This window comes from Marinobacter fuscus, assembly GCF_003007675.1.
Lineage (GTDB): Bacteria > Pseudomonadota > Gammaproteobacteria > Pseudomonadales > Oleiphilaceae > Marinobacter > Marinobacter fuscus.
The window spans coordinates 1-25146 of record NZ_PXNP01000105.1 but is presented as its reverse complement, the minus strand read 5'-3'; the positions used below and the strand labels follow the sequence as shown (position 1 = coordinate 25146).

The 25146-nt window shown below is 54.5% G+C and carries 29 protein-coding genes; 14 read left to right on the top strand and 15 right to left on the bottom strand.

What is annotated here, in order from left to right; genetic code table 11:
• Window positions 1-113 precede the first annotated feature (113 nt).
• Window positions 114-1103 (bottom strand): porin, encoded by a 990-nt coding sequence (locus C7H09_RS17015; protein ID WP_226595805.1) that lies wholly within the window; start codon window positions 1101-1103, stop codon window positions 114-116.
• Window positions 1104-1778: 675 nt separating this feature from the next.
• Between C7H09_RS17015 and C7H09_RS17010 the strand changes: the two genes are divergently transcribed.
• The 7 genes from C7H09_RS17010 (at window position 1779) to C7H09_RS16980 (ending at window position 7404) form a co-directional block, all read left to right on the top strand.
• Window positions 1779-2675 carry a cation efflux transmembrane domain-containing protein gene (locus C7H09_RS17010; protein ID WP_023011861.1) on the top strand — a complete coding sequence of 299 codons (897 nt, stop codon included), beginning with the start codon at window positions 1779-1781 and terminating at the stop codon, window positions 2673-2675.
• A gap of 4 nt (window positions 2676-2679) precedes the next feature.
• Window positions 2680-3195 carry a signal peptidase II gene (gene lspA, locus C7H09_RS17005; RefSeq protein ID WP_023011862.1) on the top strand — a complete coding sequence of 172 codons (516 nt, stop codon included), beginning with the start codon at window positions 2680-2682 and terminating at the stop codon, window positions 3193-3195.
• 97 nt (window positions 3196-3292) lie between these two features.
• Window positions 3293-4201 (top strand): cation diffusion facilitator family transporter, encoded by a 909-nt coding sequence (locus C7H09_RS17000; protein WP_008169406.1) that lies wholly within the window; start codon window positions 3293-3295, stop codon window positions 4199-4201.
• 33 nt (window positions 4202-4234) lie between these two features.
• Window positions 4235-5236 carry an arsenic resistance protein gene (locus tag C7H09_RS16995; protein ID WP_206769037.1) on the top strand — a complete coding sequence of 334 codons (1002 nt, stop codon included), beginning with the start codon at window positions 4235-4237 and terminating at the stop codon, window positions 5234-5236.
• A gap of 44 nt (window positions 5237-5280) precedes the next feature.
• A complete protein-coding gene (locus C7H09_RS16990; protein WP_058091791.1) occupies window positions 5281-5919 on the top strand; it encodes a DsbA family protein in 639 nt (212 codons plus the stop codon).
• A gap of 22 nt (window positions 5920-5941) precedes the next feature.
• Window positions 5942-6784 (top strand): cytochrome c oxidase assembly protein, encoded by an 843-nt coding sequence (locus C7H09_RS16985; protein ID WP_023010648.1) that lies wholly within the window; start codon window positions 5942-5944, stop codon window positions 6782-6784.
• Window positions 6781-7404 carry an SCO family protein gene (locus tag C7H09_RS16980; protein ID WP_058341922.1) on the top strand — a complete coding sequence of 208 codons (624 nt, stop codon included), beginning with the start codon at window positions 6781-6783 and terminating at the stop codon, window positions 7402-7404. Before C7H09_RS16985 ends, C7H09_RS16980 begins: the two co-directional genes overlap by 4 nt.
• Window positions 7405-7465: 61 nt before the next feature.
• On the opposite strand, the gene C7H09_RS16975 is transcribed toward C7H09_RS16980, so the two are convergent.
• Window positions 7466-7873, bottom strand: a complete 408-nt coding sequence (locus tag C7H09_RS16975; protein WP_008173636.1) for a MerR family transcriptional regulator — start codon at window positions 7871-7873, stop codon at window positions 7466-7468.
• Window positions 7874-7942: 69 nt separating this feature from the next.
• Here C7H09_RS16975 and C7H09_RS16970 point away from each other — a divergent pair, with 69 nt between their 5' ends.
• From C7H09_RS16970 to C7H09_RS16945, 6 genes are all read left to right on the top strand, one after another.
• Complete coding sequence (locus tag C7H09_RS16970) at window positions 7943-8668, top strand: cation diffusion facilitator family transporter (protein ID WP_008173639.1); 726 nt, start codon at window positions 7943-7945, stop codon at window positions 8666-8668.
• A complete protein-coding gene (locus C7H09_RS16965; protein ID WP_008173641.1) occupies window positions 8665-9099 on the top strand; it encodes a disulfide bond formation protein B in 435 nt (144 codons plus the stop codon). Before C7H09_RS16970 ends, C7H09_RS16965 begins: the two co-directional genes overlap by 4 nt.
• On the top strand, window positions 9096-9773 hold the full coding sequence (locus tag C7H09_RS16960; RefSeq protein ID WP_008173644.1) for a DsbA family protein: 678 nt from the start codon (window positions 9096-9098) through the stop codon (window positions 9771-9773). The genes C7H09_RS16965 and C7H09_RS16960 overlap by 4 nt, the downstream gene beginning before the upstream one ends.
• 81 nt (window positions 9774-9854) lie before the next feature.
• On the top strand, window positions 9855-10577 hold the full coding sequence (locus C7H09_RS16955; RefSeq protein ID WP_008173647.1) for a cytochrome c biogenesis CcdA family protein: 723 nt from the start codon (window positions 9855-9857) through the stop codon (window positions 10575-10577).
• Between the two features lie 57 nt (window positions 10578-10634).
• Window positions 10635-10991, top strand: coding sequence for a DUF3703 domain-containing protein (locus C7H09_RS16950; RefSeq protein WP_053113384.1), 357 nt, complete (start codon window positions 10635-10637; stop codon window positions 10989-10991).
• Window positions 10992-11008: 17 nt separating this feature from the next.
• Window positions 11009-11464 carry an SCO family protein gene (locus tag C7H09_RS16945; RefSeq protein WP_227507855.1) on the top strand — a complete coding sequence of 152 codons (456 nt, stop codon included), beginning with the start codon at window positions 11009-11011 and terminating at the stop codon, window positions 11462-11464.
• 979 nt (window positions 11465-12443) lie between these two features.
• Here the strand turns inward: C7H09_RS16945 and C7H09_RS16935 are convergent.
• Entirely contained in the window at window positions 12444-14168 is a 1725-nt protein-coding gene (locus C7H09_RS16935; RefSeq protein ID WP_240616634.1) for a sensor domain-containing diguanylate cyclase, read from the bottom strand.
• Window positions 14169-14410: 242 nt separating this feature from the next.
• Between C7H09_RS16935 and C7H09_RS16930 the strand changes: the two genes are divergently transcribed.
• Window positions 14411-14695: a YebG family protein gene (locus C7H09_RS16930; RefSeq protein ID WP_106764951.1), complete on the top strand. Its 285-nt coding sequence runs from the start codon at window positions 14411-14413 to the stop codon at window positions 14693-14695.
• A gap of 3 nt (window positions 14696-14698) precedes the next feature.
• Here the strand turns inward: C7H09_RS16930 and C7H09_RS16925 are convergent, their stop codons facing one another.
• From C7H09_RS16925 to C7H09_RS16875, 12 genes are all read right to left on the bottom strand, one after another.
• Window positions 14699-15979 carry an aromatic amino acid transporter gene (locus C7H09_RS16925; protein ID WP_206074351.1) on the bottom strand — a complete coding sequence of 427 codons (1281 nt, stop codon included), beginning with the start codon at window positions 15977-15979 and terminating at the stop codon, window positions 14699-14701.
• 118 nt (window positions 15980-16097) lie between these two features.
• A complete protein-coding gene (locus C7H09_RS16920; protein ID WP_276309327.1) occupies window positions 16098-17846 on the bottom strand; it encodes a putative bifunctional diguanylate cyclase/phosphodiesterase in 1749 nt (582 codons plus the stop codon).
• A 99-nt stretch (window positions 17847-17945) separates the two neighbouring features.
• On the bottom strand, window positions 17946-18305 hold the full coding sequence (locus C7H09_RS16915) for a roadblock/LC7 domain-containing protein (protein ID WP_106764946.1): 360 nt from the start codon (window positions 18303-18305) through the stop codon (window positions 17946-17948).
• Between the two features lie 6 nt (window positions 18306-18311).
• Window positions 18312-19187 carry a 2Fe-2S iron-sulfur cluster-binding protein gene (locus C7H09_RS16910; RefSeq protein WP_106764943.1) on the bottom strand — a complete coding sequence of 292 codons (876 nt, stop codon included), beginning with the start codon at window positions 19185-19187 and terminating at the stop codon, window positions 18312-18314.
• Entirely contained in the window at window positions 19184-19570 is a 387-nt protein-coding gene (locus tag C7H09_RS16905) for a roadblock/LC7 domain-containing protein (RefSeq protein WP_106764941.1), read from the bottom strand. Before C7H09_RS16905 ends, C7H09_RS16910 begins: the two co-directional genes overlap by 4 nt.
• Before the next feature lie 92 nt (window positions 19571-19662).
• A complete protein-coding gene (locus C7H09_RS20030; RefSeq protein WP_206074350.1) occupies window positions 19663-20337 on the bottom strand; it encodes a hypothetical protein in 675 nt (224 codons plus the stop codon).
• A complete protein-coding gene (locus C7H09_RS16895; RefSeq protein WP_106764939.1) occupies window positions 20334-21656 on the bottom strand; it encodes a phosphatase domain-containing putative toxin in 1323 nt (440 codons plus the stop codon). Before C7H09_RS16895 ends, C7H09_RS20030 begins: the two co-directional genes overlap by 4 nt.
• Window positions 21657-22184 carry a GTP-binding protein gene (locus C7H09_RS16890; protein ID WP_106764937.1) on the bottom strand — a complete coding sequence of 176 codons (528 nt, stop codon included), beginning with the start codon at window positions 22182-22184 and terminating at the stop codon, window positions 21657-21659. It abuts the gene before it with no gap.
• A 4-nt stretch (window positions 22185-22188) separates the two neighbouring features.
• The gene (locus C7H09_RS16885) at window positions 22189-22785 is read right to left on the bottom strand and encodes a hypothetical protein (RefSeq protein WP_106764935.1); all 597 of its coding nucleotides are present in this window, start codon (window positions 22783-22785) and stop codon (window positions 22189-22191) included.
• Between the two features lie 166 nt (window positions 22786-22951).
• Window positions 22952-23737: a MipA/OmpV family protein gene (locus C7H09_RS16880; RefSeq protein WP_106764933.1), complete on the bottom strand. Its 786-nt coding sequence runs from the start codon at window positions 23735-23737 to the stop codon at window positions 22952-22954.
• Between the two features lie 85 nt (window positions 23738-23822).
• Window positions 23823-24071 (bottom strand): hypothetical protein, encoded by a 249-nt coding sequence (locus C7H09_RS20025; protein WP_206074349.1) that lies wholly within the window; start codon window positions 24069-24071, stop codon window positions 23823-23825.
• Between the two features lie 4 nt (window positions 24072-24075).
• The gene (locus tag C7H09_RS16875; RefSeq protein WP_206074348.1) at window positions 24076-24882 is read right to left on the bottom strand and encodes an FUSC family protein; all 807 of its coding nucleotides are present in this window, start codon (window positions 24880-24882) and stop codon (window positions 24076-24078) included.
• Window positions 24883-25146 lie beyond the last annotated feature (264 nt).

Genomic DNA, 25146 nt, shown 5'->3' with positions numbered 1-25146 from the left:
AATAACCTGAGTTAACTCACAAGTAGACTCTCACACGAACCTTAAATGAGCTTGAAATCCGGAAAAGATTTCAGATACGTCGGTCCCCCTGTATTCAGCGATCACGCTCGACTCTACATGGAAAACTTATGCTCGAAGCCCACACCAAATGTGGAGTCCTCAGAGTCGGCCAAGTCCGCCTCCACCTGAGACACATACGCATAGACCTTACTCTTGCTCGCCAGTTTATAATCGAGCCCCAAGGCCAGCAGGGTTAGCTCCTCGTTTGTTGTCTCGGCTTCGGTCAGTCCGTACTGTGCCTTGATCTTCCAACGCTCAAGATTAACGGCACCACCAACCAGATAAGACGTATCTTCTCCAGGGCCATCGCTTTCTTCTGCCAACTGGTAAACTGCGCCGATCTCGAAGTTGCTTAATCGGACCTTCCCTACGGTTCGCAGGATATTAAGACGACTATCGCCACTTGAATCGGCTTCCAGTGAATCTTCGATATCAGAATCGTAGGCAATACTTCCGTAAAAACGATCATTCTCAAACGTAAAAGAGCTGGAAACTGCATCCGCAGGTCCGTCGTTCTCTGCCCCAGCTGACTGCTCTTCACCCGGGATGACGGCAACACTAACGCCCACAGCATCAAACAGACGTGGAGAACTGTATTGAACAATGTTGCTGGTCCGATTTTCACCAGCCATGATATTTTTTATATCCGCCTGTAAGTCGTTGAACTGGTCAACCTTGCCCTGCGCTGACTTTAAAGGTGTGTCAAATTTTCCCGCAATCAGTGCACCGAGGTTCGCCTGCTTGAAGCCACCGTAAATATTACGCTGCGAGAAAGTCTGGCCATCCTTATCTCCATCATCAATCGATATTTCAAATTCTGCCTTGTAGATCGCCTCCAAGCCTTCGAGGTCGGTATTGAGCGCCCCTTTTACCCCCAGACGGGACGCATTACTCTGGAGCTTCCAGGTATCGCTATTACCGTCGTCCTGGTTTTCATACGAAACATTGGCTTTGCCGTACAGGATAGGACCTTCCCCCGCTAGTGCATTCATTGAAGTTACTGCAACCCCACCAAACACCAACATTGATAGACACTTTTTCATGGACACCTCTTCAGATTAGATAGATTCAAAATGACACTTGAAGTCTTTCAAATGCTGAGTAGATGGTGCTTTGCACTTATTGCAGAGTTGTTACATTTTTAAATTTTTTCTTTGTATTTCAACAACCTAAAACCAAAACCTTTTATTATATCCTTTGACACTGAATTGAACTTGAATATAAGCGGCTGTCTTCGTACATCGCGTCGTGGGCACGGAAGCGCTTTCCGTCTGACGCCAGGTCATTCACTAAATTCTTCTGTTCGCTCCCTGTGGTGGCCCCCGCTAAACCGGACACCACCTTGTTAATTTGATGCCAGCTCTGCCCGGTATTCCCCGGGCGATCTAATTGTTCCGCCCGTTCACGCCCTTTTTCCAGCGACCGGCCTGCCAAGACAATGTCGCTGTCGATCCGTTGCCCAAGAGTGTTGCAATAGCCGCCCCTGCAGCTCCGTAGCTACCAAGGATTAGTACGCTCTTGTTGCCCTGCCTCATCGTTGCTCAAACTCCTTTTAATGTACTCCAGTTCAACTCTTTAGTTACTACAGGGTCATACCGCAAGTCGTCGAATCGCGGTGGGTTCACCAGTGTCGTCAAAAACTAACAACTTAACGTTGACCCTGTAGTGACTACAGGGTTTTAAATAACGGAACTTGTGTGAGAACCGGAGCCGCGAAAATGAGCAAACCCTGCGATGGACAGTGTGGCAGCGAAGATTCTGTCGTTAACAATGAGCTTCAGAGCCCCGTCACCGCCGAAACAGACAGCCAGCTCAGCACCTACAGCGTGCCGAAAATGGATTGCCCCTCAGAAGAGCGAATGATTCGAATGGCGCTCACGGGTTTTGACAACATTCAGTCACTCTCATTCGACCTATCGAATCGAAAGCTGGAAATTATCCATCAAGGCGAAGTCGGACCTATTACCAGCAAACTGGAAACCCTGGGTCTGGGCGCTTCCTTGCAGAGGACAGAAGACGCCAGCGCTGAATCCGTCAGAGCGGCTGAATCTTCTAAGGCCAACGAAAGCGAAGAGTCCGGCACTTTATGGATACTGCTGGCAATCAACGCACTGATGTTTCTGGTCGAGATGACGATGGGCCTGATCGCCCAGTCCGCTGGCCTGATTGCAGACTCGCTAGACATGCTTGCCGATGCCGCCGTCTACGGTCTCGCGCTTTACGCCGTTGGGCACGGCATCAAAATGCAGGTCAGAGCGGCGCATGTGGCTGGCATACTCCAGCTTATCCTTGCCGCTGGGGTACTGGTTGAAGTTGGCAGGCGCTTTCTGTTTGGCAGTGATCCCCAGTCGTCAATGATGATGGCCGTCGCATCTGTGGCCCTTATTGCCAACATCAGTTGCCTGCTCCTGATCGCCAAACACCGTGACGGCGGTGCTCACATGAAAGCCAGCTGGATATTTTCGGCCAATGATGTGGTTATCAATCTGGGAGTTATCCTTGCAGCCCTTCTTGTTGCCTGGACCGGCTCCAACTACCCGGATCTGGTTATTGGCGGTATTGTGGGAGGCATTGTACTCATTGGTGCCAAGCGCATCCTTGCGCTAAAAGGATAATTCGATGTCTGAAGACCGTTCTCGCTTTTTTACGCTCACTTTTCTCGGCTTTTCGGCACTTATAGCTCTGGCCGACCAACTTATTAAATGGCTCGTCCAGCAATCCATGGCTTACGGACAATCGGTTGAGATCACCCCTTTCTTTAATTGGGTGCACGTATGGAATAAAGGCGCTGCCTTCAGTCTCTTTGCCGATGGCGGTGGCTGGCAGCGATATTTTTTTATTGCGATAGCCATTGTCGTCTCGGCTGTTCTGGTCAAATTGATTCGGGACAGCCATAAGCGAACCGAAGCACTAGCCTATTCGATGGTACTTGGCGGTGCATTTGGAAATGTCATCGACCGAGTTTTTCGAGGCTATGTTGTCGATTACCTGGATTTTCATTGGCAATCCCGGCACTGGCCGGCGTTCAACCTTGCCGACGTGTTCATCGTCCTGGGCGTGGCCATGATTTTGGTCACGAGCTTCACAGCCGAGAAAGGTGCCGGGAATAACATGGAAAATCGCCAGAATGGCTAGTTTTCGCGCGGTCGCAACACTCGCTAAGCCCTCTGAGCCAGGCTTAGCGAGTGTTGCGACTACGTTTAATTGAACAGCAACGACCAAGGAGAAAACAATGGGCCACGAGCATGCTCACATGTCACCGGATACTAAGGATAAGAGAGTTGCAGTAGCTATCTGGGCGAACGGTATCCTAACCTTGGCTCAGATCGCTGGAGGGATCTTCGCTGGCAGCTTGGCGCTGATAGCCGACGCTATACACAACTTTTCGGATATGGCGTCACTATTTATCGCATTTGCGGCGCGGAAGATTGCACGCCGCCCGGCCGACTCGAAGATGACCTTTGGCTACGGGAGAATTGAGGTTGTTGCGGCACTCATAAATTACACCACTTTGATAATGATCGGGGCATATTTGATCTACGAAGGTGGCATGCGATTCATAGATCCCCCGGAAATCAAGGGGTGGTGGGTAGTTTGGCTTGGCATTATCGCATTGGTAGTGGATGGTTTGACCGCGCTGCTTACTTACTCCATGCAAAAGGACAGCGTCAACATCCGTGCGCTGTTTCTACACAACTTGTCTGATGCGTTTGCGTCAATTGCAGTCGTTGTAGGCGGCGCCCTGATTCTCCTGTACGACATGCGTTGGGTTGATCCCGCGATCACAATTGGTATCGCAAGCTATATTCTCTACCTGGGTCTAACGGAAATCGGCGGAACCATCCGGACACTCATGCTGGGTAGTCCATTGGATATCGACACAGATTCTGTCATCGAGGCTTTATCAAACGTAGAAGGCGTTTTAGACCTTCACCACGTACATTTCTGGCAGATGGGTGAGCATGATGCCTCCCTCGACGCCCATGTGGTGGTCGAAATAAGTGCCTGGAATGAACTTGAAAAAGTCAAGGGTGGGATAAAACGAACTTTGGAAAACGAGTTCGGCATCACTCATTCAACATTGGAGTTTGAACATCCTGATCACAGTCACAAAGATGCCCATACTTATGGCCATGGCTAGCAGGGCTGCTGAAAAGGGTACCGTGTGGCAGATATGCTGCGAATGGCCGACATTCCACTCGGTTACGAGCACGCCATGCGAGACGTAATTGAACGCCACCAGGTCTGGGCCTACCTCATCGCTGTTGTTTTCGGACTGTCTGTGGATTGGACATCGTCCCTCGGTGACAGTGTGCCGGATTACTTAATCTGGGGGTTGCTCGGAGTTCTGCTCTACGCCACATTTACTCAAACACCGTTGACCCACCTGTCTGATATGTTCCGGGACCGTCGGTTCATGGGTGCCTTGCTCACCGGAAATTTTCTGGTCATGCCGGCGATCACTGCCTTGCTGATATTGGCGCTGCCGGACAATGACGCGCTGAAGTTGGGAGTGCTTCTGGTATTGCTGATGCCCTGTACCGACTGGTTTGTCACCTTCACTCACCTAGGCAAGGGGGACAGCACCCGAGCCATTGCGGCAACACCGGTTCTGCTGATTGCTCAACTGGGTCTTCTTCCACTTTACCTCTGGCTTTTCATGGGTAATCAGTTCGACGTGAATCTTGAGCTTGGGCGGCACCTCCTGCCGGCCTTTGGCGGGCTGATTATTGTCCCGCTTATCCTGGCATTTCTGACTGAAAAATGGGCCGAAAACTCCAGAAAAGCCATCGGGTTCATTCGCTTCATGGGTCTGATGCCGGTCCCTCTGCTGACAGTCGTACTGTTCATCATCTCAATGACACAGGTCAGCCAGATCGACAGTACCGGCTCACTTATCTGGCCCTTGATGATTCTGTTTCCGGCCTATCTTCTAGCTGCGGCTCTGGTTGGAAAGGCTCTGCGCCGGGTCTTTCGATTACCGGTAGAAACCGGTCGCACCGTCATCTTCAGCCTAGGAACACGCAACTCCTTCGTGGTTTTACCTTTGGCACTGTCAATGCCAGAGGCCTGGGCTGTGGCCGTCGTGGTGATTGTCGTCCAGTCTTTGTTGGAACTGTTTGGAATGATGCTTTATCTGCGGTGGGTGCCTAGTCGGCTGCTACCGGACACCTGAATAATCTGAAACCCGTAAACTCATTTAAAATAGGAAGATCTCCCGTGCAAACCCGAACCCTGGTCATCAGTCTCCTTCTTTTTTGTCTGGTTGTCTTTGCTGGTGCTTTTGTTATTTACGATCGCTCCCAGGGCACTAATGAACCCGCCGTTGTTGAAAAAACGCCACTGGTGAGGGATTACTCTCCCGTTATTGGCCCTGAGGACGCGCCGGTAACCATTGTCGAGTTCTTCGACCCATCCTGCGAAGGTTGTCGCGCCATGCATCCCTATGTGAAACAGATTCAGGCTGCCTACCCGGACAACGTGCGTCTGGTACTGCGCTACGTATTGTTTCACAAAGGCTCGGAAGAGGCCGTCAGAATCCTGGAAACCGCCCGTGAACAGGGGGTCTATGAGCCGGTACTGGACGCTGTTATGGAAGCACAACCGAAATGGCACGATGATCCAAAGGTCGCCGCAGCATGGGATGCGGCGGAGTCAGCCGGACTTGATGTCGAAGCCGCTCGGGCCGGTATGAACTCACCCGAGATTGACGGCATTATTCAACAGGATGCTGCGGACGTTAAGGCGGTTGGAATTTCCGGAACCCCAACATTCTACGTTAACGGAGACACCTTGAGCCGCCTGGGGCCTCAGGAACTGTACGACCTGGTGACATCCAAGGTAGGGTCACTGAAATAACAACAAAACAACCGGCAACGCTATGTCACTGCTTGACTACCTTTTACCCTACGATTTCTCGCCGCTGACCATACTCAGCTACATGCTCGTGATGGGATTCTATGGCGTCGGGCTAATTCGGATGCCGGAACAGGACCGGCCAGGCTCACTGCGGATCTTTGCGTTCACCCTGGGGGTACTGATCTGTTATGCGGTGATGCAGACCCGCTTCGATTACTACGCACAATACATGTTCTTCGTCCATCGGGGTCAGCACCTGATTCTTCATCATATCGGTCCGATCCTGATCGCCCTGTCCAACCCTTTACCGGTCATGCGGTTCTGGTTCGCAAAAATCAGCCCGGGCTGGAGGCATACATTGAGGCCTCTGGGCTGGGTCTATAACGTTCTGCAACAGCCTTTTATCGCCCTTTTCCTGTTTGTCGGGCTTATCTATTTCTGGCTGTGGCCATCAATCCATTTTGACGCCATGCTCAGCCGGGATCTGTATTGGGTCATGAACTGGAGCATGTTGCTGGATGGCCTGCTGTTCTGGTGGTTGATCTTTGATCCAAGACCGCCGGCGATCACCTCATCGCTGGGGTATGGCAGACGCATGTTGGTTCTGGCCGCCGCAGGTGTGCTTCAGATGTTTCTTGGGGCGTGGATCGTGTTTTCACGTGACATGGTCTATGACGTTTACGAAGTCTGTGGCAGGGCCTGGCCGCTGGACCCGGAAGTCGACCAGCTACTGGGAGGCATGCTGACCTATATTCCTCCGGCCATGATGAGCATTCTTGGCATTCTTCTGATGCTCCGGCGAGCCATGCATCAGGACGGAAAATATACCAACCAATCCAAACAACTTGAGGAAACAGCGTCATGAGAACTCGCTTCTGGCGACAGCGCACCAACATCATATCGGCGACCTTAACGCTGATAGCAGCCCTATTGCTGACTGGTTGCTTTGGCAATGACGAGGAAGACTGGAACGGTAAAAACATCAGTGGCTTGATGCCTGAGCTGGAATTCGACCTGATCAATAGCCAGGGCAAGTCTGTATCTGGCGATGATTACAGTGGCCGCGTGAGAATGCTGTTTTTCGGGTTCACCTCGTGCCCCGATGTTTGCCCGACCGCCCTGCAAAAACTCAATCAGGCAACCAGTGGCCTGGACCCCGCGCTTCAGGATGAAGTACTCACTTTGTTCGTGAGTGTCGATCCGAAACGTGACACGCCTGAGCGTCTCGCAAAATACGTGGATTTCTTCGGCGACAATATTGTAGGACTCACTGGAAAAGAACCCCAGCTTCGTGAACTGGCAAAACGATATAGAACAACCTTCGGTTATGACGAACCTGCCGCTGATGGAAATTATGCGGTGTCACACAGCAGCGCGATTTATGTATTTGATCGCGAAGGTAACCCCCGCCTCTTAATGCGGCCCGATCTGAGTAGAGAAGAAATTCGGCATGACCTCGTTGCTCTTATTCAGGAGGATGCCTGACTGAATAGACTGTCCCAACTCAAATTGAGACAGTCCTGGTTGGCGGGCACATACAAAGTGGTTAAGCAGAGCCGGAGAGTGTCTCGATAATTCGGCAGTCCATAATAACTCCGCCGTCACAACACGCACTCAGTCTTTCCAACTCGTGTTCCATTGCATGTAGATCTTTCAGTCGAGAGCGCACTTGAACCAGTTGTTGTTCAACTTTGGCGTCCACACCCGCACAGGACTCCTGCTGACGATCCGCCAGTGAAAGCAGTTCACGAATATCGTCAAGGCTAAATCCGAGCCCGCGGCTTCGTCGAATAAACAGCAGCCGCGAATGATCCTCTTCGGAGTAGAGACGATAGCCCGACTCCGAGCGGGTCGCTTTCGGCAACAGTCCAATTTTTTCGTAATAACGGATGGTCACGGGCTTAACGCCCGTATCATCAGCTAGCCGACCGACCGTGTTCCTTTTTTCGCTCATCGCTATTGACCTTATAGTTACTATAACCACCAGTGTATCGATGTATTGCACGTTTTAGGAGGGTTCGTCGTGGACAGCTGCTGTGAAAACAAGGCCGGTGAACTGGCACAATTGCGAGCGAGCCAAAGCCGGGTGCTTTACATTGCGCTTGCCATCAACGCAGTGATGTTTGTGGTGGAATTCAGCGCCGGCTGGATTGCAAGCTCTACCGCGTTGCTGGGCGATTCGCTGGATATGTTTGGCGACGCGTCTGTCTATGCACTGACACTGTTCGTGCTGGACCGAAGCCGTCGCGCGCGTGCCGGAGCGGCTTTGTTCAAAGGCGGCTTTATGCTGTTGTTCGGGCTTGTTGTTGTCGCCGATGCCATCCGCAAGCTGGTGATACAGGAAGTGCCCGCCGCCGAGTGGATGGGCGCTGTCGGCGCTCTTGCCCTGTTTGCAAACGGCGTTTGTTTTGTGTTGCTCTACCGTCATCGTGCGGACGATCTCAATATGCGTTCCACCTGGATGTGTTCCAGGAACGATCTGTTCGCCAATAGCAGTGTAATCATTGCGGCAGGATTGGTCGCCCTCACCAATACCCTCTGGCCGGACATCATTGTGGGCCTCGCCATTGCTGCGCTATTCCTGCACTCCGCTTGGCAGGTCATCCGTGAGGGTATGGAGGAATGGCGTGCCGGTGGGGCTGAAACCGCCGATAAATCGAGCAAAGATGAAGGCGATACCGCTGGAAACAGCTGCTGCTCTTCTTCGCAAAGCACTTGTGCCAATGAATCCAGAGAGCCATCCCGGTGACCACCAATAACCGGGTGATTCCATGGGGGCTGCTGCTGTCAGCCTGGCTACTGGCGGCGGGGTCCTCGCTTTCAGCCATCTACATCGGGGAAGTTCTCGGGCAGGCTCCGTGCGTTCTGTGCTGGTTTCAGCGCGCCTTCATGTTTCCGTTGGCGGTGATTCTCGCAGTCGCCTGCTACTACTCGGATTTTAACGTTTGGCGCTACGCTATGCCGCTGTCTGTCATTGGCTCCCTGTTCGCTCTAGCCCACTCACTGCTTTATGTGGGGCTCATTCCACAACCCATTCAGCCCTGCACGGCCACTGGCCCGTCCTGCTCGGGTGACGGAATGACGATATTTGGTGGGCTGCCGCTTCCGTTTCTATCGCTGGCCATTTTTGTTGCCATCATCATTCTGCTCTTGCTTATCCGTCGGAGAGTTCATACATGAATCGTCGTGCCATCTTTGTTGTCGTGTGTCTCGTGCTGATCGCAGCCTTTTCAGCCGCCGTCCTATTCAAGCCACAGCCCCAGCAGCCTCAAAAAACGGCCACCACCGGCGAAAAGTCTGTTGCCGCTGCCGAACCGATCGCGAACCAACAAGCATTGGTACGCTTCCATTCGCCCACATTCGGGCCTGCCGACGCACCGGTGATCATCGTTGAGTTTTTCGACCCCTCCTGCGAAGCCTGCCGGGCGTTCTACCCGATCGTGAAACAGATACTTGCTGAGTATCCAGGCCAGGTGCGGCTTGTTTTGCGGTACACAATGTTCCATCAGGGTTCCGAGGAAGTCTCCAGAATTCTGGAAGCAGCTCGCCTGCAAGATGTCTATGAACCGGTGCTGGAAGCTGTGTTGGAGGTGCAGCCGGCCTGGCACGACGACCCGAAGGTTGCCAAGGCATGGGGAGCGGCCGAGGCAGCCGGTCTGGACCTGTCCCAAGCCCGTGAGGATATGCAATCCGAACGGATAAGCGCCATCCTTGATCAGGACATGCAGGACGTCAAAACCATCGGTGTTCGGGGCACCCCGACTTTTTTCGTGAATGGCCGCCAACTCACGGAGTTTGGTCCCAAACCGCTACTTCGTCTTGTTCAGGAGTCGCTCCCAGACGCACAGAAATAGTCGACCGGTGTCGAACAAAACACGGATGGGCTTGATGCCCTCCACCGTCAACTGAACTCAGAAAATTGAGGACTCACGGAAATGCCAGATCTTGCGACATGGGGAATGCTGGCTGCTTTTTTTGGCGGCCTGGTGTCATTTTTCTCACCCTGCACTCTGCCGCTGGTTCCGGGGTATCTATCGGTCGTTACGGGCGGCACTGTCACAGACCGTTCGAGTCGACTGCAATCTCTGTGGCTCAGTATCTGTTTTGTCCTTGGGTTCAGTGTAGTGTTCATCGCTTTTGGTGCCAGCGCTAGTCTGCTCGGTCAGTGGCTGATGGCCTACCGGCAGGAAGCCAATCTGGTGGCGGGCATTCTGATTGTGCTGATGGGGCTATTTATGCTGGGCTGGTGGAGCATGCCCGCGTTACAGCGCGACTGGCGCTTTGGGCAAACCCTTGAGGGTGGACGGCCCACGGCAGCGTTCCTTCTCGGCTTGGCCTTTGCCGTCGGGTGGACACCGTGTATTGGCCCGATATTGGGCGCTATCCTGGCTCTCAGTTCCACCCATGCGAATGCTGAAACCGGCATGCTGTACCTGGCCGTTTATTCGCTGGGGTTGGCAATTCCATTTTTGGCAACGGCTTTATTTATTAAGCACTTTCGGGCGCGAGTGCGCTGGATGAGCCGCTGGAGTCAGTCACTGAGAATCCTGGCAGGGCTGGTTCTGGTTGTTATGGGGGTAATGGTGCTGACGGGACAGATGACCCGGTTTGCATCATGGATGTTATCCGCATTTCCGGTACTCGGAAGACTCGGTTGATCCCGGGCAAATCTTTGCCCACAACTTAGCTGGCCGATAAGGCAGGAGAACTGAGCAGTGAACAGTGAACTCAAGACGTTCTATCTGACAGAACCGGCAGCAGCCGCTGATGCTGACAATCAGGGCGATGTCGCTACAGCGTTCAGACATCTTGAACGGGCTCATATTCTGAGCCAGAAGTTCGCGTTAGCGCACACGACAACACATTTGCGCATGCTCCGGCTTGGCTGGCACGCGCGCGATGCTCGCGAGGTTCTCGGTCAGCTGGCTCGGGCCTTCGCTGCGTTGCTGGTTTCACGAATCCGGGTTCCTGTCGGCAATACGGGACTTGCCAACGTCAGCGCATTTGAACCGATGGCGGTGCCGGAAGACTTGGCGATTGTTCTGGGACACCAGAATCCTTCCAACACGTAATTGAAGGACACCACTTGATGATCAAACCCTGCTTCCAACACCACGCAAAGCGCTTTGCATCCATTGCAATGATGATGCTGGCAATCCTCCTTGTTGGCTGCATGGGCGATGATCCGCCGGATTGGCACGGGACAGAAATCAGCGGCGTGATGCCCAAGCTTGAATTCGATTTGATCGACAGTCAGGGAACACGGGTTTCAGGCGATGATTACAGTGGTCAGGTACGAATGCTGTTTTTCGGATTTACCTCTTGCCCTGATGTTTGCCCCACTGCTCTGCAAAAACTCAGCCAGGCCGTCAGCGGGCTGAGCACGGAAAATCAGGAGGAAGTACTTACGTTGTTCGTCAGTGTCGATCCTCAGCGCGACACACCCGAACGCCTGGCGGAGTACGTCAATTTTTTTGGTGACAAAATCATCGGGCTGACCGGCAACGCCTCTGACCTCCGCACGCTTACCCAGCGATACCGGTAGACGTTCGGGCATGAAGAACCGGACGCAGAAGGTGACTATGCCGTTACTCACAGCGGTGCAGTCTATGTGTTTGATCGTGATGGTAATCCTCGCCTGCTTATCCGGCCGGAAGATTTAAGCGCTCAATCCATTCGGCAGGACCTTGTTGGCCTGCTTGAAGAGGATTACTGAATGACTGGAGGCTCTGGAGGAAAGCTCTGACTCGAATGTTCGCTTTTGTTTAAAACCCAACCTCCTTTTGACTGCTCAAAAGTCTCGAATGCTCATATTCATGAGACAGAGCCCTCGGTAAGACCCCAATCCCAAATCTGTGCGTTTGTCGCCGACCGTTATCCTCAATATCCAGGAGCGCGCCAATAGCCTCTGTGGTCGACAATACAAACACAAACTCTTCACGCCACCCAGGGACGTTGTGCCGGACTTCGAAAACGCTTGGGCTCGCGGTAACGAACATATCCTTGCCCGGCCTTTTCTGTTGCTGTGTATTTGCCAGAAGCTATTGAGCTCTATCAATCCAACGTCCAGTTGGTGGCAAAGGCTCTCTGAATTACTGGCAGAATTTCCCGAAAACGAATCACTTGGGATTGGCTGGGGTGCCTTTGGCGTGTCAGATGAATGGAGAGGCTGGGAGTGTTTCCCGAAAAGCAGGTAATAAAAAACCCTGCAGCAGCTTCACTGCAGAGCAGATCCACCGATTGGGGCCGTGTTGCAACAAATAATAGACACGAGTGGTGCATTACTCAAGTGTGGCTTACCACTAATTACAAAAAACCCCCACGTAAGCTCCTTCCGGTGCCAAGGGGCAGGGGTCGTGTTAGCGGAAAGATTAATGGCACAGAGGCACAGCAAGCAAGCAGTAATCCCGGAAAATTGGAGAGCTAATGAAAAACGGCTGGATGATTCGCGCCGGAAACGGCGGCCGCTACTTTGACGACTTCAAAGACAGCGACTGCGTAGCCCACAAACCAGCACCCCACACTCAGGCAACACAAACCCGGTTCCGCCCCCCGGTTTTCGCCGCATACAGCGCCTTATCCGCCCGATTTAGGGCCGCCTCTATCGATTCCTTTGCCGTATCCACCTGCGCCACCCCCAGGCTAACCGTCACCCGGACCCTCACCTCATCTCCAGCTTGTACAGCATCGCTTTCAACACCCCGGCGAATACGTTCAGCACAACCCTCGGCTTCGGTATGGTCGGCACCGGGTAACAGAATCACAAACTCTTCCCCGCCGAAGCGGGCAACCAGGTCCCGGTCCCGGCTGAATTTCTGGAGATTGCGGGCTACAGCCTTTAGCACCAGGTCACCGGCATGGTGCCCGTAGGTGTCGTTTACCGCTTTGAAGTGATCGATATCCAGAGTCATCACCGACAGCGGCGCCCCCAGAGTTTTCGCCTGCTCCGCCAGCGCTTCGCTTTGTGCCATGAAATACCGGCGATTGTAGAGCTGGGTGAGTGGATCGGTAGCGGCTTGCCGTTTGAGCTCATCCTGCTGGGTGCGAATGTCTTCAAGCACCTTGATCCGATAGGAAATGATGAACGCCAGGGTGATGGCTTCCAGCACAATGCCAATGCCGACCCCATGGCTGTTGAGGTAGCTGGGCTCGATCAGGCCTTTGTAAAACAGTACGGCCACGCCGTTAAACACGATAAAAAAGCTGTGCCCCACCAGAAAGAACTTCACCAGCGGGTGGCCCTTGCGCAATATCGAAACGCTTACCGACGAGGTAACCACCATCATCAATGCCGCAAGACTGCTTGCGGGGACGAGTGCTCCCTCAATATCAAAAAATCCGTAGCACAAGCCCGCAACCAGAAGAGCCAGCAAACCCTGAAGAATTCTGTGTTCGGTAACGTAAAACTCGCGGGTTTCAAAAATCACCATCATGAACAACACAAGAAAGATCGGCATGGTAAAGACCGACAGGTTCAACATGAACACGGCATCGCCGTAGGCGTTGAACGCTTGTGCAATCAGTCCATAAGAGAGCGCTATCCAGATAACCCCGGAAATGAGGTAGAGGGAGTAGAGCAGGTTCTCTTTCCTGCTGGTGGCGAAATACAGCAGACCGTTGTAGAACACCAGCGCCAGCATCATCCCGACCAGCAATGCGATGTCCAGATGCGCCCCTGTTGCCAGCGCCTGGCGGGAGTGTTTGTCGTCGTATATTTCGGCTTCAAACCACTGGTGCGAGTACAACTGGCTGCGCACATACAGCACCGTGGTTTTCCCTGCCGGAACCGAGAACGGGTACACAATCGTGCCCCGGTGCATCAGGGGGTTGTCGCTGGCGTTATTCAGATCCACCCTGGCCTGCCCGACCAGGCGCCGGGACTGCTCCTCGTAGATAGCGATTGCACGCACCTGAAACGCCGCAGGCAGGTGCAGAAACAGGGCCTTTGTCTCGGCCCCGGGATTGTTCAGCGCAATCCGGTGCCAGGTAACCGAGGCACCCGTTCCAAGGTTTGGAGTGCTATCTGTGAGCGCGTAGGTTTGCTCTCTGGCCGCCGGGTAATCCAGCGATTGGGCATTGTCGATAAGGACGCCGACCGGAAAGTCCCTTAACTGAACCTCGTCACCAGTCACATCCAGGGTTGGCGCTGCCTGCGCGGTTAAGCTCACAGCCCACAGCAGAAGCACGCACACAGCCGCCATTAACGACGCCCGGCAATGTGCGCTGGAAGAAGTTACCGGCAACGGCATGAAAAACGTCCTTGTGTTTGCAAACACTTGATGGGAGCCGCTCCGGAATCCGGTGGAAGGGAATACGCCACGCGGCAACTCAAATCCTGCCGCAGAATGGCCCGTTGCTCTGCTCACTGGTTAGTAACGTTCATTATATCTTACGGCAATCGCCTCGCCACACCGCTCTTCCCTACTCCGTTAAACTCGCGTACCATCAAACACTGTATATAAATACAGATACTCGACTGCGAGGAAGCTCCATGGCAGTACAAGCACTCTACTACTCGGATAAGGACGGCCTGGAAATGGCGCTGAAAAATCCCGGAACGCTGCTCTTTCAATCCAAAGCCGAGGCCGACGCCCGGGACAAGGTTCTCGAGTTGGCCGAGAACATCCAGTTGTTTCTACAGGCCCGGGTAGAGGGCATCGATGAAGCACTGGCTGAGCAATGCGCTATGGCCATTGCTGAAGAGAAAGACCTGTTTCAGAAGGCCCTGAAAAAGCCCGAGCTGCTGGCGCAGGCAGATTCAGACCAACAAGCCTGATTATCAGGCATTTCTTTCGATAACATCCGCCCGCAGCACAGACTGATCCGCCAACAGGTCAGGCTCCGGCAACCACCCCGCCAGCCCCATAAAGTGGAACACAATGGTCAGCACACCGAACACCAGCACCAGCACAATGGCCAGCTGGCCACCCGGCGCCATAAAACCACGGCGCCCGCCGCTGAGGGTGCGAGACTTGCGGGCAAGCAGCGCCGGAACGATGCAGGCCCAGACCGCCGCAGCGGCACCGGCATAGCCAATGGCCAGCACGAAGCCGAACGGGAAGAACAGTGAAAGCAGCAGCGGCGGAATAAAGGTAAGCGCCCAGGTTTTAGTGCGACCTTTGCGGTCGTTGCTGAACCCCAGCAAGTCGGCCATGTAATCAAAGGTGCCCAGGCCAACGCCGACAAACGACGACAAGATCGCCGCCGTCGAGAAGGCACTGATGGTGGTGGCCACCCGCTCCGAATCGATAGCAAAACCCAGGGCCGCCAGCAGAACGTCCACATCACCACCCTGGGCAACCACGGGGCCAAAATCCGCCCTCGGCAGATTGCCAAAGATACTGAGCAGCCATAACAGATAGAAGCTCAAAGCCACCAGAGTCCCCCCTAAAATGGCCTTCTGTGCCTTTCGTTCTTCGCCGTAATAGGCGCGCATCGATGCCACCGAATGGTGATAACCGAAAGACGTCAGCGCCACCGGTAACATCGCCATGGCGTAAGGCGCGTACTGGCCACCAATATTTGCAGAATCAAACAAGATCGCCAGATCGATGCGAACCGCCAGGCCAGAAACACCGAGCACAAAGCTCACCAGCATGAAGGTAACCAGCACCACCGACAGCCGGTCTACCGCCCGGGTGGAATGCCAGACCACCAGGGAAAACAACAAAACAAAAACAATCGAGGCCAGCTTGCTGTCGACGCCGGTCATGCTCTGCAGGATCAACCCGGACGACGTGATATAGGCATACAGCAGGATGCCACCGACAAAGTACACGGTCAGATTACTGAACGCGTTCACCCGGGAACCCAGCAGGGATTTGGTGACGGTATTAAACGACGCCCGCAAATCAAAGTGCTTGAAGGCCTCCAGCAGCATCCAGCCAGACAACGTCATCACCACCATGGTGAGCACCAGCGCCAGGCTGGACCATAACGTCCAGGCACCGGCACCGGAGCTGGGCAAACCCAGCATTCCGGCCCCCACGCACACACTGGCGATGATACTTGCGCCACCAATCAAGGACGGCATGGGTCTGGATTCTGCGTGGTTGGTCACTGGGCCCCCGGGGTTAAATAGCAAGCTCTGGTTGTCACGGGGGCTGAATCATACAGAATTGCGTTTAGCGGCTCTATGGCGTGAAGACCGGGTGCACGCAACGCGCGCTTTGAAATGATTAAGAGGAGAGTTTTATTGGTGAAGCCGCAAGCTCTTCGGGCGCGACCGGTCGACTGAACAGAAACCCCTGAAACAGTTGGCACCCATTTTCAACCAGCCACTTCATCTGCTCTGGAGTTTCAACGCCTTCAGCCACAACACCGATTTCAAGGCTCTGGGCAAGCGCAACAATGGTTCTGGCGATCGCCGCATCGCAGGAATCTTCGAAGATGTCATCAATAAACGACTTGTCGACTTTTAACTGCTCAAGCGGTAGCCGCTTCAAATAGCTGAGCGACGAATACCCGGTACCAAAATCATCCAGAGAAAACCGAACCCCCAGTTCACAGAGTTCGTTCATTTTGGCAATGGTGCTTTCAACGTTGTCCTGCAGAACGCTCTCTGTCAGTTCCAGCCGCAGTCGGTTTGCCGGGGCTCCAGTTTTCTGAAGCACACGTCGAAGAAGGCCAACAAATGAGGTCTGATTCAGTTGGCGACCACTGACATTGACAGCAATTGTCCATTCTTTACGCTGCATATCCTGCTGCCAAGCTGCCAACTGTGCACAGGCCGTTTCCAAAACCCATTGCCCAATCGGCAGAATCAGCCCTGTTTGTTCTGCCAACGGGATAAAACGGTCTGGCGGCACCATGCCATGCTTCGGGTGAAACCAGCGAAGCAAGGCTTCAACCCCTTTAACCTCTCTATGTGTGTCGACAATCGGCTGATAGAACAGCTTGAACTCGTCATTGTCGACTGCCTGTCTCAAGTCCCTCACCAGTAAGGCACGCTCGACTGTCTCCGCCTGCAACGCCGGATCGAAGAAACACAATTGGTTGCGCCCCGCCCCTTTTGCTTCATAAAGGGCGATATCCGCCTGTTTGATCAACTCGCCCGGCTCGTCATTTTCTGAATTGAAAAGCACGGCTCCCTGGCTCGGGGTGATCTCAATCTGGCGACCTGCCAATTGATAGGGTTCCGCCAAGGCCATGCGGAGTGTTTCGGCAACACGGCGCACGCTGTCTACAGCACCGGCGCAGTCAATACCCAAGTTATCCAGGATGATGACAAACTCATCGCCACCGAAGCGCGCAACGGTATCCATTTTTCGGACGCTTCTGGTCAACCTTTCACTGACCTGCTGAAGCAGCTCATCGCCAACGGCATGACCAAGGGTATCGTTCACTTCCTTGAATTGATCAAGATCCATCAATATCAGTGCACCGAATCCTGGCTGGCGCGCCTTGCCGGAAACCGCCATCGCCAGGCGATCCTTCATCAACCGGCGATTGGGTAATCCCGTCAAGGTGTCGTGCAATGCCATTTTCTGTGTTTTGGCTTCGGCCTCTTTTCTCGCCGTGATATCCGCCCGAATCGCAATGTACTGCACGGGTCTTTTATCCTTGCCCAGCAACGGCACAACGGTTGATTGCACCCAGTACAAAGAACCATCCTTCGCGCGATTGCAAACGTCTCCGGCCCATACCTCACCCCGGGATATGGTTGCCCAGAGATCCTGGAAAAATGAACGGGGATGATGCCTGGAGTTGATGACCCGGTGGGTCTGCCCGACCAACTCCTCACGGCTGTACTGGGAGATCTCGCAGAACTTATCGTTCACCTCGGTAATTACACCCCGGGTGTCCGTCATGGCGACAATCGCGTGCGCATCCAGAGCCTTTTTCAGATCATGATTTTCCTGCTGCAGAGCCCTCAATTGCCGCCGGCTCTTCCGACACTCCCGACGAAAGCCAAAGGTGAGAGCCATGACAAGCCCAGCCATCAAAACCCCTGCAAGCAAACAAGCCAATGTGAAATTCACGTTCTGCCACTCTCCGCCGTCAGTTACCAGGGAACCCCGGCAACATCACAACAAACCACTGATTTTGTTTACATACTTCCACGCGAGCATCTGCACTTTTCCGGCATTGATACGCGCCGAAGAAAGGCACGCCAGGTAACCCTTCCCGTTAATCGGAAACAACGTAACGGCGCCATTACGGGAGCGAATGAATATCTCTGACACTCCATCGCAATCCAGCTCGGCGATGATTTTTTCGCAAACGACTTTTAACTCGAAAAAATAGGCGCCGAATAAGTCCGGTTCGCTAACACTACCATGATGAGCAATCACCAACCCATCAGAGGATACGACCATGCACAACAAAAGGTCTTCTGACACGTTGCACAATTGTTCCAGTTGCTGCTCAATTTCGATAGCTGACACGAATCGCTATTCCTGTTGGTGTCCGTGGCATCCGGCGCAGTAAACCTGCCCGGTTCGCAAATTGTAGAGAACCTCTTCTCCGGCCTGAACTTCACCCTCACAAGCATCACACAGGGTTCCGGAATCCAGAACTTCCCGATCAAAACCACCCGCTGGCTGCGAAAAAACGCCAACCTTCCGCCCCTGAGGCCGGGCTTTGACAATATCGCTGCGGTAATACTCCTCGAACCGGAGCCAACGCTGGACTATCCCGTCCGCCAATCCCTGTCGCCGCATACACGCAGCCAACAACGATAATCGGTAATCGAAGACTTCATCGGTGATCACCATCCAGGCATGAGCGTTTTTCGGGCGATCGCCAAAAAATACCCGCTCACCGGTAAACAGCTGCCGGTAGAAACTGAACACCTTCTCTTTAGAGCGCTGTTTGGTGAAATGCTGAAAGTACGGAGACAGCACCGGGTCTTCGTAAACGCGGTCGTAGAATTCATCCAGTACGGCTTTCAGCAGAGTCCCTTGGTCAAGGGCCTGCCATAGCTCGGGATCGGTTTCCGGATAGGCAAGCTCTGGTTGCGCCCAGGCCTCGTCTGCCAGCCCTGCTGGGGGCCTGGCCGCCAAATCGGCCACATCAGGCTCATCAAAACAGGCGCCCCCGTGAGCCACCGTTTTGCAGGGTAAAAAATAGCCTTTGGCCACAAGCTCCGGCGACAAACTTCCGGCGTAAAGCTTTTCCGAAACCTCGGTTGCCTTGCTTTTACAGGCATGACAGATCCCACGCTTGCAAGAGTGATTGATGTCTACCCCATGGCGCAGCAAACATTCAAGAAAGGTCTCGCCATCCCGGGCAGTAAAGTGCTTTCCCTGATAGCTAAACGCACTCACTCATCACCCTCGAGTATCCGGCGAATCTCCCTTGCCGCACGCTTGGATTCCATCAGAACCCGCCCCTGAATCGCTTTTGGCGAGGTAGTCAGCGCCAACACGCTATTCTGCCCGGCATAGGTCAGTACGCTGATGCCATTCGAGCCCATCACCATCACCTGCTGCATCTCGCCGATGTCCACTTCGGTAAGCATCTGCCTGGCCAGCGCAAGCAAAGAGGCGCACATCGACGAAAACCGGTCTCCGTCAATTTCAGTGCTCATTTGCGACGCCATCAAATAGCCATCGGTAGACACCACGCAGGCGCCGATGATGTCACTCTGGGTCGACGTTTTCAGAAGGCGAAGAATTGAACGAATTTCATCCTGACATGTGGTGCTCATAAGCCTCGACTCCTTGAAAAGGAGGCTGCAGCCGAAACGAGTTTCGGCCGAACCTGTTTCATTCCGAGCCGGTCAGACCAACCGGCTCGCCATCAGATTGCGGCTTCCAGAATCGGCATCTGAGCGCGCGCTTTAGTAAGCACCATGCCAAGGTTGGCGGACAGTCGGCACACAAACGTGGTCACATACTGCGGGTTCTGTTTGCCGCGGATGAATACGTGAATCAGGTTCTCGGAATTGACGATGATTTCCTTGAAGTAATGGAAGTCGTCCAGGTCCAGGCCCCGCGCCTTCTTAAACATATTCTCAATGGTAACCACGTTGGGCCCCTGGAACAGGTCGTGGGTTGCGGCAGAGAGCATATCCAGGACTTCCTGAGGGTGAGAGTCCACGGTTTTCACACCCACCAGCATGCCGCTGTCCATATCCACAACACCACCTGCCAAACACTCGGGAATACTGGCAACGGCTTTGGCCATCAGATCATCGAATTCAGACACTGTTAATTTCTCCTGTTCTACTTCATTGGTTTCTAAAAGGATTTCAGACCCTAACGGTCTGCTTTCGACAGAACCCGATGCTGGCGTAACAGCCTCGGGCTCTGCATCAGTGGTGCCTTCGGCCTCAGGAAGCGAATCACCATCGCTACCAAAGTCGTCGACAAAATAGACCTGCTCGGTCGCCATGGCGTCATCGAACAGTTGTTCATCGTCGCCCGCAAAGTCGTCACTTTCGTCTGCGAGAGTCAGCCACTCTTCGTCAGTCACAATGCCGTCTCCTTCTGTCTCTGTTGCACCTCACTCTCGAAGGCCTCGAGAAAGGTCACCTGAGCCTCCGACTGCACCCACCGGGGCTCGATATTGCGGGCACGCTCCAGCGCGCCAATTGCGCCTTCACCTTTCCAGATCAGGTAGGTACAAAGAATGGTTCCGGTTCGCCCCATACCGGCTTTGCAGTGCACCGCCACGTTCTCGCCCTGTTGCAATAGTCGGTCGAGAGCGTCGCAGATGGCGAACGCCTGGGTCATGCTTGGCGCGCCCATGTCTGGCACCGGAAAGCAGGTGTTGCCAATGCCATACGTCTGGAGCAACGCGGTGTCTACCGCCAGTTCCCTGGGCGGCGGCTCCGTCAGTGTGATCAAATGGGTTATTCGCACCTGTTTCAGACAACGAATGTCGTATTCCTCGTCGTGGAAGACACCCGGTCGAGGCGTACCCGCCAGCCGCCCCTTCAACAACCAGAGAAATCCACGGGGGCCAAAGCTATCGCTCACGTAGTTCTTTGCCTGCTCTGGTAACGGACGAGGGGCAGGCGTGCCGGGCTCAAGGCTGTCCGGCGACGCATCCGGCGCAGGCGCGCTGCACGAACCGGTTTTTGCGAAGGTGGCGCCCAATTCGGTTTTGGGACAACGAAAAAAACTGCTGGCTTCACCTTCTTCCTGAACATAGCCACCGGCAGTCAACACCGTATGGCCGCCCAGATATTCAGCCTGGGACTGGTTGTGAAGGGTAACCAGTACGCTACGTTTTTCCGCCTGCAGTCTGATGGCGTCCAGCACCCGCCGGGCACCCGCCTCATCAAGGCCTGCCGTAGGTTCATCCAGGCAGATCATGCGGGGATTGGGTGCACAGATGCGCATGATGGAAAGGCACCGACTGATGGCAAGATCCAGTTGAATGACCGGCTCGTAGAGCCTGTCGACTAACTCTGGCAGCTGCCAATCCGTCAACAACCGTTCCGCCAGTGCCCGCTGCTGGGGAAGCCCCAACGTGTGGCGTTCGGGGATCTCATGCAGGACATTTTGCAGAATATTCGCCGCCATCAGCCGGGCGCTTTGCACCAACATGCTCGGCCGATCGCCACCCGCGAGAGCCCGGCCAGAGTATACCGCTTCCCCCCAGGTGCGAAGGTTGGGGCTGGAATCGTTCAGCCCTGCCAGTGTTCGAAGCAATGTCGATTTTCCGGTACCGCTGGGGCCAAATAGAGAGACGACCCCACGCTCCGGCACCTCCAGGTTAATGGCCCCCAGAATGGTGCGTTCGCCAAACCCGACGCCGAACTCCCTCAAAGACAGTAAGCTCTTCACTCAACCGCCCATCGCAATGGTGTACAACAAGCTACGCACCAGCGTTTTCACATCATTGCTTTTACGCGCATCCACTTCATAAATGGGCGCACGAATTCCCAACTCAGCCAGCTTTTTGTTGTAATCACTCAATCTGGGAGCAGGAGCAAGATCCATCCGGGTAACACCCACACACAGGGGCTTTTCTGCGAGAAATGTTTTGAAACTTTCAATGTAGAATTCGAGATCAGCCAATGGGTCGTCGCTGGCGTTATCGATCAGTATTGCCAGCCCCAGCCCGCCATTAACCAGAATCTCCCACATGTAGTCGAAACGTTGTTGACCAGGCGTGCCGTAAAGGTGGACATTGGTGCCGTCGTCCAGTTTCAGAACACCAAAATCCATCGCCACGGTGGTGGTTGCTTTACGCTCTTTTACCGCGTCCGATGCCTCGGCTTCTGTTGTCACCACAGGTTTATCACTGATGGTGTTGATGGCAGTGGTTTTACCTGCCCCTACCGGCCCCGCAAAAATGATCTTGTGATTCATCGGCTCAACTCCTCCTTAATTTCTGCAACAGAGAAGCGATAATCCCCGGCGTTTTCACGGGCACAGCCTTCCCGTCTTCTGCTGTCGAACGATGAGGTGTGCTGGTATAGCCCGCTTGCGCCGCCGCCACATAGAACTGGCGTACCTGCTCAATGGGAATCTTCAGAATTTGCGATACCAACGTAACCGAAGTTGCCCTGCGAATTAACAGGGCCGTCATTCGCAAACAGTTGTCGGTGTGCGGCAACCGGGTAAAGTTCGGCCAGCGATCCAGCTTGAACAGATCGGTATCCTGACCACCAAACAGCATTCGGCCACGGGACATTTCATACGCCAACATCCACTGTAATTCGCTCAGCTCACGCCCTTTTTCCCGCGTTCCGGTAACCGCTGCGGCGCTATCAGGCAACCGCTTGATTTTGGTGTTCGCGGGCGTTGCCGCCAACAAGCTCGCCAGACTGCAACGGGATTGACGAAAAAGCTGCTCCCTGCCCAGCACGATCATCTGGCCGCCATCCTTGAAACGAAGCAGTAGATTCACCTGTTCCTCGCCAGCCCGGCTGATCAGAACCAGTAACGAATTGTGCTCATCGTATTCCACGTATCAGCCTCAACTTGCAACAACAATTTCTGGAATGCCTGCCAGATTCACTCCATGGTTATAGGGCGCGTAGTATGCAGTATTCGGATATTGCGTTCAGCAGCGAAAACGTAACGAAATTTTGCCTGGCAACGCATAAGAGCATTCCCCTACAGAACCAATCCGTTCAGAACCGGTAATTAACAGCCATGCTTCCAAGCCACTGATTGGCATCACCTACGTCTGCAACAATCGGACTATCGGCCGCATCGCCGGTCAGGCGGGTGTACCGGGTTACGGCAGAAACACTGAGTTTGGGGGTCAGCAGATAGGTCAGGCGGGCGTTCATGCTGCCTGCGAAGTAACTGCCGTCGGTCTGGTACTGACTAAGGCCGGAACGGGTGGCGTCTTTGGCGCTGACGTTAAATAGCATCTCGTTCCAGTCCTTGTTACCCCAGGTGAAGGATGGGCCGAAGGCGTACACCCACTGCTGACTGAGTGCTCCCCGGTAACGCAGGTAGCCGCGCACTCTTACGCCTTCCAGGTCGCCGGAGACCGGTGCGCCGATATCACCCGTTAGCTGCCAGGAGCCTGGCTTCCAGCTGAACAGGGCGCCGGCCATCACACTGCCATCAACGTCTTCAAACTCAGCCAGCGCTGCGGTGTTGTCGCGGCCCCGGGCATAGGACACTGCTGCGGCCACACTCCAGTTCTGACCGGTCAGCATATCCACCCGCAAACCTTGAACAGGGTCAATGGCCACGCGGCCTTTGCGGGCCTCTACCCAGGGGATGGCTTTGCCTTCGTAGGAATCGGCACCGCGGTATTCCGGCGTCAAACCACCGCCAATACCCAGGCCGACCGACAGGTCATCAGAATCGGCCGCCTGGGCACCCAGAGGTGCCAGTGCCATGGCAGCCACCAGTACCGGTGCCGTGAATGAGAAGAGTGTTGGATTGCGTACTTCGTGCATAAATGCCCTCGCTTTCGCGTTGGTTCGAAAGCGAGGCAATATACATACATGCGCGAATGTATGTAATAAATGTAAAACGTGACATCTACTTATTGTTTTGCAGCGCCAATTCCCCGGCTCGAGGCTGAGCAAGCTCCGGCACTTTGCGCCAGTTGGTCAGTGCGTCCAACAGCGCGACCAGAAAGGCCGCAGACAACGCACCGCCCACCGTCAGCACCAGCCGGGTAAAGGTGGCGTAACCGGCATCTTGGGTAGACAGAGCGCCGGCAATCAGGGCCAGAGCCACAGACAACGCATACTGGTACACCATGCTCGGGTGCTTGCCATTCAGCATTCGGCTACCCAGTAACAGGCCCCCCCAGAAAAATCGTGCCAAGTACCACGGTGAGGTATTCCAAGTAGGTAAACAGCACCAGAATCACCAGCGCCATGAACCCGCCGTAAACGGTGGCCAGTATCCGCTGCATGGCCTCGAAATACACTGCCCGGCGGCTCGGAAAAACCAGCACCATAGCGGCAATCACCGCCATCATCATGTCGGATGGCTGCATCACTGCGTACAGCCAGAAACTCAGCAGCAGCAGGACTGTCGCGCGGACAATGGCACCGGTCACCACCCCGCCCTCTGTGGGGGTGGGCTCGTCTACGTGTTGTTCGGTGGTTCGGGGCGGGAACAGCGCATACACCAGAGGGCCGAGCACCAGCGCCACCAGAGAGGCCTGGGTAAAGCCGTCCCGCAGGGTTTCCACCGTGGCGTTGCCGTTCATCCCCATCACCGAGACCAGCACCGCCACAATAATAATCAGCATGCCGGTCTGGGCCCCGCTCTGGAGGATCATCCGGAAGCCGATAAAGTAGGTCCACCACATCACCAGCACGTAAACCATGGGCATGGGGCGCAGCAGCTCGATCAGCGCGGTCATCAGCCAGACCAGCACGATCATCACGATCGGGCCACCTATGGCCTTACCCAGATTGAAGGCTTTGCGCTGCGAGGCCACCAGGCCAACGGGTAAGGCGGCGATGATCGGCGGCAGGGCCGGGTCCAGCAAGGGAATAGCGGCGTAGGAGAGCATCGCCGTAGCGCCCAACCGAACGGCATAGAGCGGGTCGTCGCTGACCCGCGGAGCCGGAGTTACATACATGGCAAACTCCTAGGAGTCTGCGCGGCAGAAGTGTTTTGAGCAATTGCCTCCGCCGCGCCGAATCACGGTTGTGCCCGAGAGTATATGCGCAGTATCCAACCGGATAGAGTCACGATTTTCTGTCTAGGCAATCAAGACGGTTATAGGCAAGTTCACAACCGTAGCCCGACCACTCAGCACGGCCCGGCACGCCGCCTCAGATTGCCTATGTCAGCCTCATCAGCGAACTCATCCGCCTGAGGTTAAGCGACAGGCAGACCAGAT

What these genes read in the sequence shown, in the direction of transcription:
- C7H09_RS17015 (WP_226595805.1), bottom strand. Translation starts at nt 1,103, where the DNA reads ATGAAAAAGTGTCTATCAATGTTGGTGTTTGGTGGGGTTGCAGTAACT.
- C7H09_RS17010 (WP_023011861.1), top strand. Translation starts at nt 1,779, where the DNA reads ATGAGCAAACCCTGCGATGGACAGTGTGGCAGCGAAGATTCTGTCGTT.
- lspA (WP_023011862.1), top strand. Translation starts at nt 2,680, where the DNA reads ATGTCTGAAGACCGTTCTCGCTTTTTTACGCTCACTTTTCTCGGCTTT.
- C7H09_RS17000 (WP_008169406.1), top strand. Translation starts at nt 3,293, where the DNA reads ATGGGCCACGAGCATGCTCACATGTCACCGGATACTAAGGATAAGAGA.
- C7H09_RS16995 (WP_206769037.1), top strand. Translation starts at nt 4,235, where the DNA reads ATGCTGCGAATGGCCGACATTCCACTCGGTTACGAGCACGCCATGCGA.
- C7H09_RS16985 (WP_023010648.1), top strand. Translation starts at nt 5,942, where the DNA reads ATGTCACTGCTTGACTACCTTTTACCCTACGATTTCTCGCCGCTGACC.
- C7H09_RS16980 (WP_058341922.1), top strand. Translation starts at nt 6,781, where the DNA reads ATGAGAACTCGCTTCTGGCGACAGCGCACCAACATCATATCGGCGACC.
- C7H09_RS16975 (WP_008173636.1), bottom strand. Translation starts at nt 7,873, where the DNA reads ATGAGCGAAAAAAGGAACACGGTCGGTCGGCTAGCTGATGATACGGGC.
- C7H09_RS16960 (WP_008173644.1), top strand. Translation starts at nt 9,096, where the DNA reads ATGAATCGTCGTGCCATCTTTGTTGTCGTGTGTCTCGTGCTGATCGCA.
- C7H09_RS16955 (WP_008173647.1), top strand. Translation starts at nt 9,855, where the DNA reads ATGCCAGATCTTGCGACATGGGGAATGCTGGCTGCTTTTTTTGGCGGC.
- C7H09_RS16945 (WP_227507855.1), top strand. Translation starts at nt 11,009, where the DNA reads ATGATCAAACCCTGCTTCCAACACCACGCAAAGCGCTTTGCATCCATT.
- C7H09_RS16935 (WP_240616634.1), bottom strand. Translation starts at nt 14,168, where the DNA reads ATGCCGTTGCCGGTAACTTCTTCCAGCGCACATTGCCGGGCGTCGTTA.
- C7H09_RS16930 (WP_106764951.1), top strand. Translation starts at nt 14,411, where the DNA reads ATGGCAGTACAAGCACTCTACTACTCGGATAAGGACGGCCTGGAAATG.
- C7H09_RS16920 (WP_276309327.1), bottom strand. Translation starts at nt 17,846, where the DNA reads ATGGCTCTCACCTTTGGCTTTCGTCGGGAGTGTCGGAAGAGCCGGCGG.
- C7H09_RS16905 (WP_106764941.1), bottom strand. Translation starts at nt 19,570, where the DNA reads ATGAGCACCACATGTCAGGATGAAATTCGTTCAATTCTTCGCCTTCTG.
- C7H09_RS16890 (WP_106764937.1), bottom strand. Translation starts at nt 22,184, where the DNA reads ATGAATCACAAGATCATTTTTGCGGGGCCGGTAGGGGCAGGTAAAACC.
- C7H09_RS16880 (WP_106764933.1), bottom strand. Translation starts at nt 23,737, where the DNA reads ATGCACGAAGTACGCAATCCAACACTCTTCTCATTCACGGCACCGGTA.
- C7H09_RS20025 (WP_206074349.1), bottom strand. Translation starts at nt 24,071, where the DNA reads ATGCTGAATGGCAAGCACCCGAGCATGGTGTACCAGTATGCGTTGTCT.
- C7H09_RS16875 (WP_206074348.1), bottom strand. Translation starts at nt 24,882, where the DNA reads ATGTATGTAACTCCGGCTCCGCGGGTCAGCGACGACCCGCTCTATGCC.